At 70.1% G+C, this 19,708-nt stretch carries 15 protein-coding genes; 3 read left to right on the top strand and 12 right to left on the bottom strand.

All coding sequences use genetic code 11. From position 1 onward, the window contains the following. Window positions 1-118: 118 nt before the first annotated feature. Window positions 119-1,240, bottom strand: coding sequence for an IS701 family transposase (locus ACFVGW_RS28775; RefSeq protein WP_385853977.1), 1,122 nt, complete (start codon window positions 1,238-1,240; stop codon window positions 119-121). Window positions 1,241-1,380: 140 nt separating this feature from the next. After that, window positions 1,381-2,061, bottom strand: a complete 681-nt coding sequence (locus ACFVGW_RS28770; protein WP_352191250.1) for a ScbR family autoregulator-binding transcription factor — start codon at window positions 2,059-2,061, stop codon at window positions 1,381-1,383. 129 nt (window positions 2,062-2,190) lie between these two features. Between ACFVGW_RS28770 and ACFVGW_RS28765 the strand changes: the two genes are divergently transcribed. Then, a complete protein-coding gene (locus ACFVGW_RS28765; protein ID WP_385853976.1) occupies window positions 2,191-3,120 on the top strand; it encodes a ScbA/BarX family gamma-butyrolactone biosynthesis protein in 930 nt (309 codons plus the stop codon). 103 nt (window positions 3,121-3,223) lie between these two features. Here the strand turns inward: ACFVGW_RS28765 and ACFVGW_RS28760 are convergent, their stop codons facing one another. The 10 genes from ACFVGW_RS28760 to ACFVGW_RS28715 form a co-directional block, all read right to left on the bottom strand. After that, complete coding sequence (locus ACFVGW_RS28760; RefSeq protein ID WP_383229384.1) at window positions 3,224-3,988, bottom strand: SDR family NAD(P)-dependent oxidoreductase; 765 nt, start codon at window positions 3,986-3,988, stop codon at window positions 3,224-3,226. Beyond that, window positions 3,981-4,994: a Gfo/Idh/MocA family protein gene (locus ACFVGW_RS28755; RefSeq protein ID WP_385853975.1), complete on the bottom strand. Its 1,014-nt coding sequence runs from the start codon at window positions 4,992-4,994 to the stop codon at window positions 3,981-3,983. Before ACFVGW_RS28755 ends, ACFVGW_RS28760 begins: the two co-directional genes overlap by 8 nt. Then, on the bottom strand, window positions 4,991-6,379 hold the full coding sequence (locus ACFVGW_RS28750) for an NDP-hexose 2,3-dehydratase family protein (protein ID WP_385853974.1): 1,389 nt from the start codon (window positions 6,377-6,379) through the stop codon (window positions 4,991-4,993). The genes ACFVGW_RS28755 and ACFVGW_RS28750 overlap by 4 nt, the downstream gene beginning before the upstream one ends. Beyond that, a complete protein-coding gene (gene rfbH, locus ACFVGW_RS28745) occupies window positions 6,376-7,680 on the bottom strand; it encodes a lipopolysaccharide biosynthesis protein RfbH (protein ID WP_385854085.1) in 1,305 nt (434 codons plus the stop codon). Before rfbH ends, ACFVGW_RS28750 begins: the two co-directional genes overlap by 4 nt. Before the next feature lie 10 nt (window positions 7,681-7,690). After that, window positions 7,691-8,668: a dTDP-glucose 4,6-dehydratase gene (rfbB, locus tag ACFVGW_RS28740; protein ID WP_383229380.1), complete on the bottom strand. Its 978-nt coding sequence runs from the start codon at window positions 8,666-8,668 to the stop codon at window positions 7,691-7,693. After that, entirely contained in the window at window positions 8,665-9,732 is a 1,068-nt protein-coding gene (locus ACFVGW_RS28735) for a glucose-1-phosphate thymidylyltransferase (RefSeq protein ID WP_385853973.1), read from the bottom strand. The genes rfbB and ACFVGW_RS28735 overlap by 4 nt, the downstream gene beginning before the upstream one ends. Further along, the gene (locus ACFVGW_RS28730; protein ID WP_385853972.1) at window positions 9,729-10,343 is read right to left on the bottom strand and encodes a dTDP-4-dehydrorhamnose 3,5-epimerase family protein; all 615 of its coding nucleotides are present in this window, start codon (window positions 10,341-10,343) and stop codon (window positions 9,729-9,731) included. The genes ACFVGW_RS28735 and ACFVGW_RS28730 overlap by 4 nt, the downstream gene beginning before the upstream one ends. 31 nt (window positions 10,344-10,374) lie before the next feature. Then, window positions 10,375-11,526: a DegT/DnrJ/EryC1/StrS family aminotransferase gene (locus ACFVGW_RS28725; protein WP_385853971.1), complete on the bottom strand. Its 1,152-nt coding sequence runs from the start codon at window positions 11,524-11,526 to the stop codon at window positions 10,375-10,377. Between the two features lie 423 nt (window positions 11,527-11,949). Next, on the bottom strand, window positions 11,950-12,366 hold the full coding sequence (locus ACFVGW_RS28720; protein WP_352192819.1) for a nuclear transport factor 2 family protein: 417 nt from the start codon (window positions 12,364-12,366) through the stop codon (window positions 11,950-11,952). A 93-nt stretch (window positions 12,367-12,459) separates the two neighbouring features. After that, window positions 12,460-12,837 (bottom strand): nuclear transport factor 2 family protein, encoded by a 378-nt coding sequence (locus ACFVGW_RS28715; RefSeq protein ID WP_352192818.1) that lies wholly within the window; start codon window positions 12,835-12,837, stop codon window positions 12,460-12,462. 301 nt (window positions 12,838-13,138) lie between these two features. Here ACFVGW_RS28715 and ACFVGW_RS28710 point away from each other — a divergent pair, with 301 nt between their 5' ends. Further along, entirely contained in the window at window positions 13,139-17,821 is a 4,683-nt protein-coding gene (locus tag ACFVGW_RS28710) for an SDR family NAD(P)-dependent oxidoreductase (RefSeq protein WP_385853970.1), read from the top strand. A 79-nt stretch (window positions 17,822-17,900) separates the two neighbouring features. After that, window positions 17,901-19,708, top strand: a 1,808-nt coding sequence (locus ACFVGW_RS28705) for a type I polyketide synthase (protein WP_385853969.1), incomplete at its 3' end; no start/stop codon positions are given.

Raw genomic sequence — 19,708 nt, 5'->3', positions numbered from 1 at the left:
TGTGTCGGTGCTGCTGGTGTGTTGCTGTCGACACTAGGGAGCGGAGGGGCGGGCGTCCTCATGAGTAACCGCGAGAATGTCATATTACCGGACGGTAGTCCGGTGAATCGGGCCACCGTCATCCGCCGACACCGTGCGTATGCGCGGCGAGGACGTGATGGGCGACCGACGCCAGCGTGACGTGCCGGTGCCAACCGGGAAACGAGCGTCCGGCGAAGTCGGTCACACCCACGCGCGCGGAGATGTCCGTGAAGTCACGTGCCACGACGGCGGGAAGCCGGGTCAGCCGCAGCAGCGACGCCAGATCCGGCGCATCGGCGTTGGTCAGCCACAGGCTCGGGTCCCCCGGCCCGTTGCGCCACTCCCCCACCAGCAGCATGCCCCGCCTGAGCGCTTCCGGGTGCGTGACGGGGATCGCCGCGGCCGTCGTGGGCCCGTCCCCGGGATTCACCTGCCGCCGCAGACGGGGGAGCGTGGCCGCGAGCTCCGCCGCGGTCCGGTCGCGGTCGCCGAACCGGGGCAGCTTGGCCCGGTTCAGCCGGAGAAGGGCATCGGCGGGGACGCGTACGAGGAAGCGGGTGCCACGCGACGCGAGCCGGCCCGCGAGCGCCGGTCCGTCTATCTCCTCGGCATCGACGACGACGGGGCCGCCGAGGACGCCGTCGATCCCCTCGACACCGGCGACCGCCTCACGAACGCACTGCTCAAGGGTCCCCGAGGTGGCGTCCGCGGGGATGTTCGCGCGCTCTCGGAGCGGGTCCTCCAGCCAGCGGCCGGAGAGCCGCAGCCGCCAGTCGACGGGTACGGCGTACCGGCCCGCGGCCATCCAGACCCCCACCGCCTGCTGGCCGTAGAGGCTGGGCCCCTGGGGGTCGACGCCGATCGAATGGGGCCCCGCCTTCGGGATCACCGTGGGCCTGACGACCCACGCCTCGGGGGCCAGGGCGTGCTGGACATGCCTGGCCAGAGCGTGGCGCACCGGCACCCAGTCCCAGGGTGAGGCGCTGATGAAGTGATGCACGTTCTGCTGCGCGGCGTTCCCGTCGAACTGCGCGGCGATGTTGCGCAGGGTCTTGCGGCCGGGTTGGTCGAGCAGGCCGCGCACGTACTGTTCGGCCTTGCGACGCTGCTCGGCGCGCGGCAGCGAGCCGAACAGGCGGCGGCCGAGCCCGGCGTCGAGAACGGGACGCGGCAGGGCGTTCCCCGCCGCATGGACAGGTGGCGAGATGTGCCTGTTCAAGATTCCCCCGTGATGTGACGATCCGGACGTGGCCCCTGGCGGCCGGATGCCGCTCGCGAAACAGGTCAGACGTCCGTTTTCAATGGAACACGATCCCTGCGAACGGAAGTGGAGACGGCCGGAAGGGCCGGCCTCCTCCGTCAGGCGGGGTGGCCGGCCCCCTGCCCCCGCATCGGAACCGGGACAAGCCGGGCGGGATCGACGGCCGCCAGCAGCCGCTCGGCGCGGTAGGGCGAGGTGTCCAGCTTCGCCAGCACACCGGGACTCGCGACGTTGGGAAGCACCAGCGCGAACAGGGCCGAGATCTCCTCGGAGAGGTCGGCGTCCGGCAGCGCCTCGGTCACCAACTGCACCCCGGTCCACGCCCCGACGAACAGCCGAGCCGTCTCGCCCGGATCGACGTGGGGCAGCAACTCCCCCCGCTCCTGCGCCTCTTGGAGGACATCACGGCTGACCACGATCCAGTCGGGCCACCGGGTCCCGAAGAGGCTGCGGGCCTTGGGATCCACGGACAGCCGGACCGAGGCGCTCAACAGGGGTTCCCTGGGCAGGCGGTAGGCAAGCAGGAGCGCCAGGTCCACCCACTCCTGCAGCTTGAACTGCTGCGGCGTGGCACCTTCGGTCGTGACCGCCTCGTCCAGCACGGCACGCGCCAGCTCCTCCTTCGACGTGAAGTGGAAGTACAGCCCGCCACGCGTGAGTTGGATCCGCTCGATGAGCCCACCGATGGTGGTGGCGTCGTACCCCAGCTCGTTGAACATCTCCGCAGCCGCCACAAGGATCGCTCTGCGGGTGCGGATCGCTCGTTCCTGTCTCGCCACCAGTAGCCTCCATGGCACTCTCTTTGCCAGTGCTTGAACTCACATTGACCAAACCAAAAAAACCGAACGGAGGACCGGTACTTTACAACCACAACATCACGACAGCGTTCTCAAGTCCAAGGGGGGGCCTTGCCCGCAGTCTCTGTTGCCCGTTGCACGTCGCGCCGTCTCCGCCCCGCACCATCCTCCACCACCGACCTTTCGGCGCTCTTAGGCGGTTTCACACACCTGACGATCCGTGAATCCATCCTCGTGACCAGCTGGGAACGCACCGGCGAGCACACCTCGACACTGCGCGTCCACTGGCCCTCGGCCTCCGCGGGACGGCCGTACGATCCACGCGTCCTCAACCAGACGATCAGGCAGAGCGGACTGGTCGTCGCTCATGCCGAGTACGACGTCCCGCTGGATCACCAGACCCTGCTGCGCTTCCTCGACATCACCGTCGCCGATCCCTTCCCGATACCGGACGGGCAACCCGCTCACCTGGACGTCGATGTGACGGTGGCGCGCTCCAAAGGGGGTCGCCAGGCCCGCAGTTCGCTGCACATGGACTTCCGCCTGCGCCACGAGGGCACCACCGTGGCGCGTGCGGAATCGGAGTTCGGCTGGATGTCCCCGCAGGTCTACCGCCGCGTCAGAGGCGAGCACCTCACGGTCGACTGGGGGGCCTGGCCGCTGCCCGAGCCGGTGGATCCGGCGCGCGTGGGGCGCGAGGACGTCACCGACGTCCTGCTCTCGCCCACCAGGGATCCGTACCGCTGGCACCTGCGCAACGACGTGGCCAACACCTCGCTCTTCGACCACCCCGTCGACCATGTGCCGGGGCTGACGCTGATGGAGGCGGCCGACCAGGCGGCGCACGCGGTACTGGGGCCCGAGACCTTCCGGCCCACGGAGGTGTCCACCAGCTACGTCCGGTACGTGGAGTTCGACCGGCCGTGCCTGATCGAGGCGGAACTGCTTCCCGCGGAGCCCGGCCGCTTCGCCGTGTCGGTGACCGGCACGCAGGACGGTACGCGCGCGTTCTCGGCGGTCTTCCGCGGGGCGGGCGGATGAGCTGACCGTCTTCGGCGCGGCCACCACGGCCGTGCGCCGGCTGTCCGTCCCTCGTGCGTGGGCGGGCGGGCGAGGGCCTCGCCACGCCCGCCCACGCCGACCGTCATCGGTTGACGAACCCGCCGTCCACCGGCACCACGGCACCGGTCAGGAACGGGCAGCGATCGCTGAGCAGCCACACCACGGCCTGCGCGATCTCCTCGGGCTCGGCCGTCCGTCCCTGCGGCGTCAGGGAGTTGGCGAGCTCCTCCAGGCCGGGGTTGCGTCCGAACCAGTCGCGGGTGATCTCGCTGCGGGTGGTGCCCGGGGCGATCGCGTTCACCCGCACGCCCTGGTGGGCGTACTCGTCCGCAGCGGCCCGCGTGAGGCCGATGACCGCGTGCTTGGACGCGACGTAGGGCGCTGCGGTGGGGATGGCGACCAGTCCGCCGACGCTGCTGTTGTTCACGATCGCGCCGCCCCCGCCGTCGAGCATCGCCGCGAGTTCCTGGCGCAGGCAGTTGAACACCCCGCGCACGTTGGTGTCCATGATGGTCTCGTAGACCTCGTCCGGCATCAGATGCAGCGGAGTACGGTCTCCGCCTATGCCGGCGTTGTTGAACGCCCCGTCCAGCCGCCCGTGTTCGGCGACGGTGAAGTCCACGGCCCGCTTGGCGTCCTCGGCGACGGTGACGTCGGCGACGACGTACGACGCCCGCGCCCCCTTCGCCCTGAGTCTCTCGGTGACTTCGGCCAGCCGGTCCTCCCTGCGCGCGGTCAGGACCACCGCCGCGCCTTCCTGGGCGCACGCCTCCGCCGTCGCCGCGCCGATGCCGCTGCTCGCCCCGGTGATCAGGACGACTTTCCCCAACAGAAGATCACTAGACATGTGGGGAGTCTCGCAGGCTCGTCCGGGGAGGGCACGTGGTTTCGGCGCCCGCGGCGCGAGCGGCGATCTCCTCCAGCAGGGCGGCCTGTCCCAGCAGCTCCTCGCCCGCCGTCGCGCGGCTGCGCACCGCGTTCGCGAAGGCGGCGACGGCCCGGGCGACCTGGTCCTCGGCGGTGAGCCGTACCTCCGTGACCTCGCCGCCGGACTCCAGACGCAGCACGGGGACGTGGTCGGCCGGTGGGGTGAAGGCCCGTTCGACGGTCAGCCGGCCCCGGCTGCCCGCGTACGCATAGACATTGCGGTAGGCGTCGTCGAGTCCGTAGGCGAGCTGGGCGCCGACTCCGGCAGGGGTGTGGAGCAGGACCGTGCCGCCCGTGTCCACTTCGTCCTTCGGCCCCCGGAGCGCGACGGCCCCGGCGACCCGCAGTCCGTCACCGAGGGCGAGCAGGGCGGCGCGCACCGGGTAGACACCGGTGTCCCACAGCGCTCCGCCGCCGAGGTCCGCCCGGTAGCGGATGTCGGTGGGCTCGCGTCGGGGCACCGTGAACGCGGCCTGGAAGGAGCGCAGTTCGCCGATGGCACCGTCCTCGACGAGCCTCCGCGCCACCGCATGCTGGGAGTGGTGCGGGAACATGACGTTCTCGACCAGGGCGAGCCCTCGGGAGCGCGCGAGGGCGACGAGCTCGGCGGTCTCGGCCCGGCTGGTCGTGAGGGGCTTCTCCGCCAGGACGTGCTTGCCGGCCAGCAGGGCCGCTCTGACCCAGTGGGCGTGGAGCGCGGCCGGCAGGGGCACGTACACCGCCTCGATCTCGTCGTCCTCCAGGGCGGCGTCGTATCCGTGGAGAGCGCGGCAGCCGTACGTGTGCGCGAGCGCGCGGGCCTTCGCGGGATCCCGGCTCGCCACCGCCGCGACCGTGATGTCGCGGCCGGCGGCGAAGGCGGGCAGCATGCGGCGGCGGGCGATGTCGGCGCAGCCGAGTACGGCCAGGCGTACGGGCGAGGTCACAGCCGCACCGCACCGGTGTTGAGGAGGGAGAGCAGGGTGCGGGCCTGGACGTTGACGTAGTGGCTGTGGCGGACCAGGGAGCGCAGCTGGCCGGGGGTCACCCAGGCGTATCCGGGGGGCGGGTCCAGAGGAGCCTCGCTCTCGTCGGCCTCCACGAACAGATAGCGGCTCTCCGCGTTGAGGAAGCGCCCGCCCTCCTCCGAGTGGAGCACGTCGTAGCGCACGCGGGCGGGATCGGCGGACAGGACCAGGTCGAGGAACGGCGGCCGGCCGTCTCCGGTGCGGTCCGCGTGGTTGGCCGCGGTGTACTGGACGGTGGGTGCCAGCTCGATCCGGTCGAGGAAGCCGCCCTCCAGCTTGGCGTGGACGAGCAGATGCGGCACTCCCCCGAAGCGACGGGTCACGAAGGCGGTGACACCGATGCCGCACGGTTCGAACAGGGGCTGCGTCCAGCCGCGCACCTCCCGGTTGGCGGCCTCCACGGCGACCGCGACGACGCGGAAGAACCGGCCCTTGACGTGGTCGATGGACGACTCACCGCGTACCCAGTCCGTGACCTGACCGAGCGGGATGCGCTCCGCCCGCACCTCGGGCGCGGAGCGTCGGGCCGTGAACCAGGAGAGCAGGGCCGTGTCGGACAGCAGAGCGCCCGGTTCGGCGGAGGCGACGGGCGCGCAGGCCAGGACGGTACGGGAGTCCATGTTCACCACGTTGTCACGGCGCAGGAGTTCGCCGATCTGGCCGAGGGTCAGCCAGCAGAAGTCCTCGTCGAGCGGGACGTCCTCGTCCGTCTCGACGATCATGTTGCGGTTGGCCTTGCGGAAGAACCAGGCGCCGTGCTCGGACTGCAGGACGTCCGCGAGGACCCGGCCGCGGCCGGGCTCGGTGAAGTGTTGGAGGTACTTCACGTCGGCGCCACGGTGGACCTTGGTGTAGTTGCTGCGGGTCGCCTGCACCGTGGGCGACAGCTGGAGCAGATTGCGGTTGCCCGGCTCCATCTTGGCCTGCATCAGGAAGTGCAGGACGCCGTCGAACTCCTTGACGAGGATGCCGAGGATGCCGACCTCGGGCTGCTTGATGATCGGCTGCTGCCAGTGCGGGAAGGGGCCGGTGTCGGTGTCGACGGACAGCCCCTCGACGGTGAAGAACCTGCCGCTGCGGTGGCCGAGGTTGCCGGTGCCGTCCTGGAACGACCAGCCGTCCAGCTCGGCGAACGGGATGCGCTCCACGCGGAAGTGGTGAGCCTGCCTCCGGCCCTGGAGCCAGCGGTCGAAGTCGGCCGTGCGGAGCTGTGCGCCGACGTCGGTGACCTGTGCCGACCGGGTGAACCGCGCGCCGAGGCCGGGGTCGTGACGTGGGTTCAGGAGAGAGGGCGCGGTGTTCATCCGCGGGCCTCCACGAACTCCTTGACCGTGGCGATCACGTAGTCGAGCATCGGCTCGGTCAGCCCCGGATAGACGCCGACCCAGAAGGTGCGGTCCGTGACGATGTCGGAGTTGACCAGGTCGCCGACGACCCGGTGGGGGCGGTCCAGGTAGGCGGGGTGGCGCGTGAGGTTGCCGGCGAAGAGCCGGCGGGTGCCGATCTTGCGGTCCTCCAGGTGATGGACCAGCTCGGCCCGGCTGAACGGCGCGTCCTCGTCCACGGTGATCACGAACCCGAACCAGCTGGGGTCGCTGCCCGGGGTGGGTTCGGGCAGCAGCAGATGCGGGACGCCGTCGAGTCCTTCGCGCAGCCGGCGCCAGTTCCGCTTACGGGCCTCGATGAACCCGTCGAGCTTCTCCAGCTGGGTGAGGCCCAGGGCCGCCTGAAGGTCGGTCGCCTTCAGGTTGTAGCCGACGTGGGAGAAGATGTACTTGTGGTCGTAGCCCTCCGGGAGCGTTCCCATCTGGTACTGGAAGCGCTTGAGGCACGTGTTGTTCTTGCCGGGCTCGCACCAGCAGTCCCGCCCCCAGTCGCGCAGTGACTCCACGATCCGCGCGAGCTTCAGGTCGGAGGTCAGGACACAGCCGCCCTCGCCCATGGTGAGGTGGTGGGCGGGATAGAAGCTGACGGTCGTGACGTCGCCGAAGGTGCCGGTGAGCTGCCCCTTGTACGTGGAGCCCACGCCGTCGCAGTTGTCCTCGATGAAGAACAGGCCGTGGTCCTTGGCGAGTTGGGCGATCTCTGCGGCCTCGAAGGGGTTGCCGAGCGCGTGGGCGATCATGATGGCGCGGGTCTTGGGTCCGATGGCCTGCGCCACGCGGTCGGCCGTGGTGTTGTAGGTGCCCAGTTCCACGTCGACGAAGACGGGGATGAGTCCGTTCTGCACGATCGGGTTCACCGTCGTGGGGAAACCCGCGGCGACGGTGATCACCTCGTCGCCCGGGCGGAGCCTGCGGTCCTCGAACAGGTGCGAGGTGTACGCGGACAGCGCCAGCAGGTTGGCGGAGGAGCCCGAGTTCGTCAGGTGCGCCTTGCGGCGCCGCAGCCGGCGGGCGAAGGCGGACTCGAACCGGCGGGAGCTCGGCCCGGCCGCGATGCGCAGGTCGAGTGCGGCCTCGACGAGGGCCGCCCGGTCGTCGGCGTCGAGGACGGCGCCGGAGGGCCAGATCTCCGTGACCCCGGGCACGAACCCGTCGGTGTTCTGCTGGTCGAGGTGGTACTTGCGCACCTCGTCCAGGACCAGCGCCTTGTGGTCGCTCATCGATCGCTCCTCAGCCACGGGCCCGCTCCTTGGACGCTTTCCACCAGTGCACGTTGTCGCGGTACCAGGCGACGGTCTCCGCCAGGCCCCGGCCGAAGTCGATCCGCGGGGCGTACCCCAGCTCTTCACGGATCTTGGTCTCGTCGAGCGAGTAGCGCAGGTCGTGTCCCTTGCGGTCCTCGACGTGCCGGACGCTCGACCGGTCCGCCCCGCACAGCTCGAGGAGCCGCTCGGTGACGGAGAGGTTGGTCTGCTCGTTGCCGCCGCCGACGTTGTAGATCTCGCCGGCGCGTCCCCGGGTGAGGACCAGCTGGATGGCCCGCGAGTGGTCGTCGACGTGCAGCCATTCGCGCACGTTGAGCCCGTCGCCGTACAGCGGAACCCGCTCCCCTTCGAGGAGGTTGGTGATGAACAGCGGGATGAGCTTCTCGGGGTGCTGGTGGGGGCCGAAGTTGTTGGAGCAGCGGGTGATCGAGAGGTTCAGTCCGTGCGTACGCCAGTAGGCGCGGGCGATCAGGTCGGACGCGGCCTTCGACGCGGCGTACGGGGAGTTCGGCAGCAGCGGCCACTCCTCGGTCCACGAGCCCTCGGCGATGGAGCCGTACACCTCGTCGGTGGAGACGTGGACGACGCGGCTCACGCGGGCGGCGAGGCAGGCGTCGAGGAGGATCTGGGTGCCGAGGACGTTCGTACGGACGAACGCGTCGGCGAGGGCGAGCGAGCGGTCGACGTGGGACTCGGCGGCGAAGTGGACGACGGCGTCGTGTCCGGGGAGCACGTCGAGCAGCAGCTCGCGGTCGCAGACGTCGCCTTCGACCAGGTCGAGGCGGGGGTGCCCGAGGGGGATGTTGTCCCGGTTGCCGGCGTAGGTCAGCTTGTCGAGCACGGTGACGTGGGCCTGCTCGTAGCCGGGGTATCCCCCGGCCAGCATGGTGCGGACGTAGTGGGATCCGATGAACCCGGCTCCGCCGGTGACCAGTACCCTCATGCCGCCACCTCCACATGGGTGTGGTCGCCGACCACGAGACGGTGGTGGGCCTCGGCGTGGTCGCTCGGCCCGATGCTCGCGGAGCGGCCGATGAGCGAGCCGTGCAGCCCCGGCACCTGGGTGATCGACGCGCCGGCCATGACGATGGAGTCGGTGAGCTGGGTGGCTCGCAGGACGCAGTCACGGGCGATGGAGGTGTCCGGGCCGATCCGGCTGTCCTCCACGAGCGTGCCTGCGCCGATCACGACCGGCCCCACGATGCGCGAGCGTACGACACGGGCGCCGTGCTCGACGACGACCGGGCCGATCAGTTCGCTGGTCGCGTCGACCTCTCCGTCGACGCGACGGCTCAGTGCGCCGAGGAGGTGCCGGTTGCACTCCAGGACGTCGTCGGCCTTGCCGGTGTCCTTCCAGTACCCGTCGTACTCGCCGGCCTTCACGCCGTGGCCGTGGGTGAGCAGCCACTGGATGGCGTCGGTGATCTCCAGCTCGCCCCGGGCGCTGGGCTCGATGGCGGCGACGGCCTGGTGGACGGCGCTGGTGAAGAAGTACACGCCGATCAGGGCGAGGTCGCTGCGCGGCCGGCTCGGCTTCTCCTCCAGGGAGACGACGGCGCCGTCCGCGTCGAGTTCGGCGACTCCGAAGGCGCGCGGGTCGGGCACCTTGGAGACGACGATCTGGGCGGCGGGACGGTCGGCGCGGAACTCCTCGGCGATCTTGGTGATGCCCTCGGGAAGCATGTTGTCGCCGAGGTACATGACGAAGTCGTCGTCACCGAGGAACGGGCGTGCCAGCTCGACGCAGTGGGCGAGCCCGCGCGGCTTGTCCTGGTGGATGGGGGTGATGCGGGCGCCGAAGCGGGAACCGTCGCCGAGGGCCTCGGTGATCTGCGCGGCGCGGTCGCCGACGATCACGGCGATCTCGCTCACGCCCAGGTCGACGATGTTCTCCACGGCGTACTCGAGGACCGGCTTGTTCACGATCGGGATCAGCTGTTTCGGCATCGAATAGCTGAAGGGGCGCAGGCGCGTACCCGCCCCGCCCGACAGCACCAGAGCCTTCATGACAGTGCCTTCCTTGAAGCTGAGGAATGAGTGCCTCGGGTCGCTTCCTGCCATGAGGCCAGGAGTCCCGTGGATACGGCTTCGCGAACGCCGGGCGCCGTCGCGTCCTTGCGGGACATCAGTGGGGGTTCGGTGAAGCCCCAGGGGAGGGCGAGATCGGCGTCCAGGGGGTTGATGTCGATCTGCGTGCCGGGGATGTACACGCTGGAGAGTACGTAGCAGATGCAGGCGTCGTCGGTGAGGGTGAGGAACCCGTGACCGACACCCTCCGGTATGTAGACCGCTCTGCCCGACGCGGCGTCGAGCACGTTGGTCGCGTACGCGCCGAAGGTGGGCGAGCCGACCCGCAGATCCACCACGACGTCGCGCAGTGCGCCGCGCACACAGGTGACGTACTTGGCCTGCCCCGGCGGGATGGCCACGCCGTGGATCCCGCGCAGGGTGTTGCGGCGCGAGGTCGAGTAGTTGATCTGGCGGGGCACGAAGGGTCGTCCGACGGCGGCTTCGAGGAGGTCGGTGCGCAGGCCCTCGAAGAAGTCGCCGCGTTCGTCGGTGTGCGGCGCGGGGGTGACGACGTACGCGCCGGGGACCGCGGTTTCGGCGATGTGCACGGAAATGACAGCCTCTCCTGGTCGCGTCCGGTCAGCCTGCGAGCTGTGCGAGGCGGTGCTCGACCGACTTTCGCAGCTCGTCGGCGACGGTGCTCACCTCACTGTCGTCGAGTCCCTGGTGCAGCGGCAGCAGGAGGGTGGTCTCGGCGGCGATGTCGGTGCCGGGGAGATGGGTGCCGGGATCGCCGTACGCGGGCACCTTGTGCAGGGGCGGGTAGCGGTAGGTGGTGTAGATGCCCTTGTCGAGGAGGTCGGCGGCGACCTGGTCGCGGATGCCGGCGTCCATCTGCACCCAGTGGAAGTAGTACGTCGAGTCGTGTCCGGCCGGCAGCGGGGCGGGCAGGCGCAGCCCCTCCACGCCGGCGAGGAGGGTGTCGTACCGCTCCGCGATGGCCCGGCGGCGCTCCACGAACTCGGGGAGACGGCGGAGCTGGACGCCGCCGATGGCAGCGGTGACGTCGTTGCCGATGATCCGGCGGCCGAACTCCCTGACGTTCAGCTCCCACCAGCGGTGCGAGACCTTGGCCGCCGAGAAGCCGCTGGACTGCTCCAGGCCGTGGTAGGCCAACCGGCGCGCCTTGCGGGCGAGTTCGGGGTCGCGGACGTACAGCATGCCGCCGTCGCCGGTCACCAGGACCTTCATGGAGTCGAAGCTCCACATCGCCACGTCGCCGAAGGTGCCGCACGTGACACCGTCGACGGAGGAGGCGACGGCGCATGCCGCGTCCTCGATGAGCGTGATACCGCGGGCGCGGCACAGCTCGGCGATGGCGACGACGTCGCCGGGCCGCCCTCCGTAGTGCAGAAGGAGGACGGCCTTGGTGCGCGGGGTCAGGGCGCGCTCGACATGCTCGACGGTCGGGTTGAGCAGGTGCGGGTCGACGTCGCAGAAGACCGGGCGGGCGCCCGTGGCGGCGACGGCGTTGCCGGCGGCGACGAAGCTCGCGGAGGGCAGCACGACGTCGTCGTCCGGGCCGAGGCCGAGGAGTTCGGTGCTGAGGAACAGTCCGGCGGTGGCCGAGTTGATGAAGATCGTCTGCTCCGCCGCCACGCCCAGGTGTGCGGCGAAAGCGGCTTCGAACTCCTTGGTGCGCGGTCCGTGACCGAGCCAGTTGCTCTCGAACACCGCCGCGACCGCGGCGAGTTCCTCGGAGCCGAGGCTCGGCTGGAAGACATTGATCATCGTGATGCTCCGATCGGGAATTGCGCGCGCTTTCGCACGAGATGAAGCGGCGGCTTCCAAGCAGGGTCGACCGCTACTCCGGTCCGATCATCCGCCGATCAATTCCAGCCGACCCCGGGGACATGCCTGTAGGCGAATCCCGAATATCGAAACGGACTACGGACACATCTCGCGAGGCCACCGCAAGTAGCGTCGACAAAACTACCGGCCCCCTTCAAACGAGCAGTAATGGACGGGTAATCAAGGACCTCCCGGAGGAGAACGAAGCCCTGGCCGGCTCCAGGACCTTCGGGCGTCGGTCCAGTCACCCGCCCATTCACCGGCAACGGTCCGCCCATCCGCTCCGGTACGCCGATCCCCGTGAGCCGGGTGAAGCCGTCCGGCACACGGGGATGGGACGTGGGTGAGGGGTGGGGCCCTCGGTCACTCGGGCAGCAGACCGCCGGCGACGGGGCGGTCGACGGCCATGAGCCAGCGGCCGTCCGTGCCGCGGCGCAGGACGTCCGTGCAGTTGCCCTCGATGTGCAGCGGCCCGCCGTCGGCGTCGGTGCCGTCGATGACGAACCGAACGCCGATCAGGGCCACGTCGCCGGCGACGTACGAGTGCGTGACCTCCGCCTGCAGCACGGGCTTGGACGCCAGGAACTCCTTGAAGAACGTGAGCCGCTCCTTGCCGGTCAGCGGCGTCCCGGAGAAGTTGGAGATCGCGTCCGGCCGGTAGAGCCTGTCGAACAGCTCACCGTCACCGGAGTTGAAGACCTGCAGGAATATCTCGTTCTGCAGATCGGTGTCGTCGGTCAGGTCGGGCTTGTCGAAGTCGATGTCGACGGTGATGGCCATGGAGTGGGAGACCCCTGCTTTCTTCGTTGACGGAGATGGTGCGTACGACGCGCCTGCCGGCGCGGGACCGGAGGCGAGGGGATCCGGGCCCGCCTACTCCTCGCCGTACGGGTCGTCGATGGCGTACCGCCAGTTCCCGTCCGCACCCAGGCGCAGGACGTCGACCCCGACGCCCGAGAGGTGCTCGGCGTTTCCGTCCGCGTCCGTGGTGTCGATGGTCCAGTCGACGATCAGCAGGGCCGTGTCGCCGGTCACGAAGGACTGACGCGGAACCGCGGTCATCCTCGGACCCGCGGCGAGGTAGGCCTTGACCGAATCGATCCGGGCCTGTCCGGTGAGCGGAACACCCCGGTCCCAGACCGCCACGGCGTCTTCGGTGTACATCGCGTTCACGGCGTCCGCGTCACCCGCGTTGAACGCCTCGACATAGAGCGCCGTGTGCTTTTCGACGTCGTTCGTGAGTTGCGCCATGATTGAACTCCTCTGTTCAGGCGACCGCTCAACCACCCAAGGGAATTTCGGCTGGATGCCCGGAGAAGGTAACAACGCGTCAGGAACCACCCAGTCACTGTGAAGTAATGAGCCGGCCACCTCATCGGGTCCGGCTGCAGTTACCGCAGCATGCGCAGCTTCGCATTACGATCTACGGGCCCTTCTGAAATTCGCCGCATTCATGACCGGCTGCGAGACATCTCCGTGGGAGACATTCGACTTCCGTCATGTGGCGCACATCAAGGGAGCACGAGAACATCACACCGGGGAGCTGAGCATCATGGCGGACGAGGACACACTCCGCGAGTACCTCAAGCGAGCGATCACGGACGCCCGTGACGCGCGCGACCGACTGCGCGACGTCGAGGAGAGAGCGCGAGAGCCGATCGCGATCGTGTCGATGGGCTGCCGGTACCCCGGTGGGGCGACCTCACCGGAGGAGTTGTGGCGGCTCGCGGCGGAGGGCGTCGACGCCGTCACCCCCTTCCCGACGGACCGCGGCTGGGACCTGGAGAAGCTCTACGACCCCGACCCGGCTCAGGTCGGCACCAGTTACGGGCGTGAGGGCGGATTCCTGCACGACGCCGCGGAGTTCGACGCGGCGTTCTTCGCGATGTCGCCCCGTGAGGCATCGACTGCGGACCCCCAGCAGCGGTTGCTGCTCGAAACGGCGTGGGAGACCTTCGAGCGGGCCGGCATCGACCCCGAGACCCTCAAGGGCAGCCGCACCGGCGTGTTCGCGGGTGTCATGTACAACGACTACGGCTCGCGGCCGGGTCTGCCCAAGGAGACCTCGGAGGGCTATCTCTTCAGTGGCAGCGCGGGCAGCATCGCCGCGGGCAGACTCTCGTACACGTTCGGCTTCGAGGGGCCGGCGATCTCGGTCGACACCGCCTGCTCGTCCTCCCTGGTGGCCCTGCACCTCGCGGCCAACGCGCTGCGCCGCGGCGAATGCGACCTGGCACTCGCCGGCGGCGCCACCGTGATGTCGACGCCGGTCGCCTTCGTCGAGTTCTCCCGGTTGCGGGGCCTGGCGCCCGACGGGCGTATCAAGTCGTTCGCAGCGGCGGCCGACGGCACCGCCTGGTCCGAAGGCGTCGGCCTCCTCCTGGTCGAACGCCTCTCCGACGCCCGCCGCAACGGACACCAGATCCTCGCCGTCCTCCGCGGATCGGCCGTCAACCAGGACGGCGCCAGCAACGGCCTCACCGCCCCCAACGGCCCCTCACAAGAACGCGTCATCCGCCAAGCCCTCACCGACGCCGGCCTCACCACCGACGACATCGACGCCGTCGAAGCCCACGGCACCGGAACCCGCCTCGGCGACCCCATCGAAGCCCAAGCCCTCCTCGCCACCTACGGCCACAACCGCACCACCCCCCACCCCCTCTACCTCGGCTCACTCAAATCCAACATCGGACACGCCCAGGCGGCCGCGGGTGTGGGCGGGGTGATCAAGATGGTGCAGGCCATGCGGCACGGCGTCCTGCCCCGGACACTCCACGTCGACGAACCCACACCGATGGTCGACTGGACCTCCGGAGCCGTGGAACTCCTGACCCGCCAGAGGGAGTGGCCGGAGACGGGTCGGACACGGCGTGCGGCAGTCTCTTCGTTCGGGTTCGGAGGGACGAACGCCCATGTGATCCTCGAGCAGGCACCGGCCGAGGAACACCCCCCGACCGCGCCCGGCGCCACCCCCACGGCGCCGTCGGTGGTTCCCTGGCTGCTGTCGGCCAAGAGCCACCAGGCTCTACGCGAACAGGCCGAGCGGCTCATCGACCTCTGCAGCCGGAACACGGCGGCCTCTCCTGTCGATGTCGGCTGGTCCCTGGCCACCACACGCGCCACGCACACCCACCGGAGCGTCGTACTCGGCACGGACCGGACCCAACTCCTCGACGGGTTGCGGGCGGTGGCGCAGGGAGAGCCGGCGCCCGGTGTCGTCTCGGGTGTCGTGACGCCCGGGAAGACCGCGTTCCTGTTCACCGGACAGGGCGCGCAGCGGCCGGGCATGGGCATGGAACTGTACGAACACTTCCCCGCGTTCGCCGCCGCGTTCGACGAAGTCTGCGCCGCACTCGACCCCCACCTCGAACACCCCATCGCCGACGTGATCCGCAACGGCGGACCACAACTCGACCAGACAGCCAACACCCAGCCCGCACTCTTCGCCCTCGAAGTCGCCCTCTACCGACTCGTCGAATCCTTCGGCATCCACCCCGACCTCATCGCAGGACACTCCATCGGCGAACTCACCGCCGCACACGTGGCGGGAGTTCTCACCCTCCCCGACGCCGCCACACTCGTCACCGCCCGCGCCCGCCTCATGCAAACCGCCACACCCGGCGGCACCATGATCGCCATCCAGGCAGACGAAAACGAAATCCTCTCCAGCCTCGCCGGACACGAGTCAAGCGTCAGCATCGCCGCACTCAACGCCCCGCGTTCTCTTGTGATCTCGGGCGATCCCGACGTCGCGCAGAGCATCGCCGACCTCTGGACGTCACGCGGCCGCAAGGCCGGCCGGCTCACCGTCAGCCACGCCTTCCACTCCCCCCACATGGACGACATCCTCGACGGCTACCGCGACATCGCCGCCACGATCACCTACCACCAGCCCTCCATCCCCATCATCTCCACCCTCACCGGACAACCCGCCGACGACCGACTCCTCACCCCCGACTACTGGGCCGACCAACTCCGCGGAACCGTCCGCTTCACCGACGCCCTCCACACACTTCACAGTCAGGGCACCACCACCTACCTCGAAATCGGCCCCGACGCCGTCCTCACCGGCCTCACCCACCAGACCCTCGACAACACCACCGCCATACCCCTCATGCGCACCGGCCGCGACGAAACCCACACCCTCCTCACCGCCCTCGCCACCACCCACGTCCACGGCACCACCATCGACTGGCCCACCCTCTTCCAACCCCACACCACCCACCACGTCGACCTGCCCACCTACCCCTTCCAGCGCGAGCGGCATTGGCTGATGCCCTCGGCCGACGAGTCGCGGGACTCGCCGACGGCCGATGCGCTGTTCACCGTCGAGTGGGAGGCCGCCGCCGGACGCGACGACGTCCGCCCTCGCAGGTGGGGCGTGCTGGCTACGCAGGCGGACGGCGTCGAGCCCGGCCTCATCGCCGAGGAGTTCGACGGCGTCGAGGAGTTCGATGGCATCGAAGCGGCGGCCGCCGCGGCGCAGGTCGACGCGCTCGTCGTGCTGTGGGGGCCGGGGGACCTTTCGGAACCCGTCACTTCCGTGCACGATGCCGCGGCCCGTGCTCTCGAACTGGTGCAGCAAGCGCTGGCCGACGAGCGACTTCCGGGGCTTCCGCTCGTCGTGCTGACGCGAGGCGCGGTGAGCGCGGTACCCGGGGACGTGACGGATCCGGCCGCAGCGGCGGTGTGGGGGCTGTTGCGTTCCGTGCAGACGGAGCACCCCGGCAGGATCGTGCTCGTCGACACCGACGGCGCCGCTTCCACCCAGCAGCTGTCCTCGCTCCTTGCCTCCGTACTGGCGGGCGGGATGTCCGAAACAGCTCTGCGGCAGGGCGCGGTACTGACTCCGCGGCTGCGCCCCCTGCGCCGCAGGGCTGCCGCCGGCGCAGCGGACCGGCCCACCTGGTCCGCCACCGGCACCGTCCTGATCACCGGTGGTACGGGGCTCCTCGGCGCGGCCGTCTCCCGGCACCTGGTCGTCGAGCACGGCGTCACGAGCCTCCTGCTCGTCGGCCGCGGCGGTGAACAGACCACCGAGGCGGCGGAACTGGCGGTCGAGCTCAAGGAACTCGGCGCCGACGTCACCCTCGCCGCCTGCGATGTCGCCGACCGGGACGCCCTCGCCGCACTGCTGTCGGGGCTCCCTGCGGACCGCCCCCTCACGGGTGTCGTCCACGCCGCGGGCGTGCTCGACAACGGTCTGTTCGAGACCTTGACCCCGGACCGGCTGCAGGCGGTGCTTCGCCCGAAGGTCGACGGCGCATGGAACCTCCATGAGCTGACCCGTGACTCGGACCTCACGGCGTTCGTGCTGTTCTCCTCCACCGTGGGGGTCTTCGGCGGTCCCGGTCAGTCGAACTACGCCGCGGCCAACGCCGGGCTCGACGCCCTCGCTCACCACCGTCAGGCGCACGGCCTGCCGGCGACGTCGATCGCCTGGGGGCTGTGGGAAGAAGGGGGTATCAACGGCCGGTTGGACGGGAAGGACCTCGACCGGTTCGCGCGGAGCGGTTTTCGCGCGACCACCCGGGCACAGGGACTCGCGCTGTTCGACCGGTCCCTCGCCTCCGGCGCGCCGGCGGTCGTGGCCACCCCGCTGGACGAGTCGGAGATTCGTAACGGAGGCCGGATCCCGCACCTGCTGCGTACGGTGCTGTCGAGCGGACCGGAGCGGCACGCTCCCGAGCCGTCGTCGCCCGAGCAGCCGCCGACGCAGCAGTCGGCCACGGAGCAGTTGGCCATGTTGTCGCCCGTGGAGCGGGAGCAGTGGGCGCTCGCCCTGGTGCGGACCGAAGTGGCGTCGGTCCTCGGTCACGCCTCGCCCGAAGCCGTGACATCCGAGCGCTCGTTCCAGGATCTGGGGCTCGATTCGATGACCGGCGTCGAGTTGCGCAACCGGGTCAACGGGGCCACCGGCGTCCGTCTGCCCGCCACGGTGGTCTTCGACCATCCGAGTCCCGCGGCCCTCGCCGGTCATCTGCTGGAGCGGCTCGGGCCGATCGCGGGCACCGCGGCGCGCTCGGCGCTGGCCGAACTCGACAAGGTCGACGCCCTCCTGGCCGCGGAGCCGCCCCAGCGGGAGGAGCGCGCCGAGCTGACCGCGCGGCTCCAGGCTCTGATGGCAAGGGTGAAGGGGCCCGATGCGGGGTCTCCGGCGCGGGAGGAGGACGACCCGCTCGCATCGGCGTCCGCGGAGGAGCTCTTCAGCTTCATCGACTCCCAGCTCGGCTGATCCGTACACCGACGCCCGGCCGACCGGCATCCCGACGACTCTCCGCCGTTCCTGTGCCTCAAGGAGAAATTGATCCCCTATGTCCAACGAAGAGAAGCTCGTCGAGTACCTCAGGCGGGTGACCGCCGATCTCCACAAGGCTCAGCAACGGCTCGCCGAACTGGAAAGCGGCACCGGGGAGCCGATCGCGATCGTGTCGATGGCCTGCCGCTTCCCCGGTGGGGCGACCTCGCCGGAGGAGTTGTGGCGGCTCGCGGCGGAGGGCGTCGACGCCATCACCCCCTTCCCGACGGACCGCGGCTGGGACCTGGAGAAGCTCTACGACCCCGACCCGGAGACGCCGGGCACGTCGTACACCCGGGAAGGCGGCTTCCTGCACGATGCCGCGCTGTTCGACGCCGCGTTCTTCGGCATCGCGCCGCGCGAGGCCCGGGCCATGGACCCGCAGCAGCGGTTGCTGCTCGAAACGGCGTGGGAGACCTTCGAGCGGGCCGGCATCGACCCCGAGACCCTCAAGGGCAGCCGCACCGGCGTGTTCGCGGGCGTGGTGGAACAGAGCTACCTGGGACTCGAAGGACCGGAGGAGTTCGAGGGCTATCTGCTCACCGGCAAGCTCAGCAGCGTCGCCTCCGGACGTATCTCCTACACGTTCGGCTTCGAGGGGCCGGCGATCTCGGTCGACACCGCCTGCTCGTCCTCCCTGGTGGCCCTGCACCTCGCGGCCAACGCGCTGCGCCGCGGCGAATGCGACCTGGCACTCGCCGGCGGCGCCACCGTGACCGCGACCCCCAGCGGGTTCGTCGACTTCTCGCGCCAGAGCGGCCTGGCGCCCGACGGGCGTATCAAGTCGTTCGCGGCGGCGGCCGACGGCACCGCGTGGTCCGAAGGCGTCGGCCTCCTCCTGGTCGAACGCCTCTCCGACGCCCGCCGCAACGGACACCAGATCCTCGCCGTCCTCCGCGGATCGGCCGTCAACCAGGACGGCGCCAGCAACGGCCTCACCGCCCCCAACGGCCCCTCACAAGAACGCGTCATCCGCCAAGCCCTCACCGACGCCGGCCTCACCACCGACGACATCGACGCCGTCGAAGCCCACGGCACCGGAACCCGCCTCGGCGACCCCATCGAAGCCCAAGCCCTCCTCGCCACCTACGGCCACAACCGCACCACCCCCCACCCCCTCTACCTCGGCTCACTCAAATCCAACATCGGACACACGGTCGCCGCGGCCGGGGTCGGTGGCATCATCAAGATGGTGCAGGCCATGCGGCACGGTGTCCTGCCCCGGACGCTCCACGTCGACGAACCCACACCGATGGTCGACTGGTCCTCCGGAGCCGTGGAACTCCTGACCCGCCAGCGCGAGTGGCCGGACAGGGAGGCTCCACGGCGGGCCGCCGTCTCGGCTTTCGGTGTGAGCGGGACGAACGCGCATGTGATCCTCGAGCAGGCACCGGCCGAGGAACACCCCCCGACCGCGCCCGGCGCCACCCCCACGGCGCCGTCGGTGGTTCCCTGGCTGCTGTCGGCGAAGAACGAGCAGGGGCTGCGCGAGCAGGCCCGGCGACTGAGCGACTTCGTCGGCCGGAGCACCACGCTCTCCCCCGTCGACATCGGATGGTCCCTGGCCACCACCCGTACCACCCACACGCACCGCGCCGTGATCACAGGTGCGGACCTGACCGAGCTTCTCAGCGGCACCGAGTCACTCGCCGACGGCAGGACCACATCGCCGGGCGTCGTCTCCGGCACCCCCACACCCGGGAAGACCGCGTTCCTGTTCACCGGACAGGGCGCGCAGCGGCCGGGCATGGGCATGGAACTGTACGAACACTTCCCCGCGTTCGCCGCCGCGTTCGACGAAGTCTGCGCCGCACTCGACCCCCA

It is taken from the genome of Streptomyces sp. NPDC127129, assembly GCF_042671585.1.
In the GTDB taxonomy this organism is placed as follows: domain Bacteria; phylum Actinomycetota; class Actinomycetes; order Streptomycetales; family Streptomycetaceae; genus Streptomyces.
The sequence above is the reverse complement of the archived record's forward strand: the minus strand, read 5'-3'. Positions and strand labels throughout refer to the sequence as shown.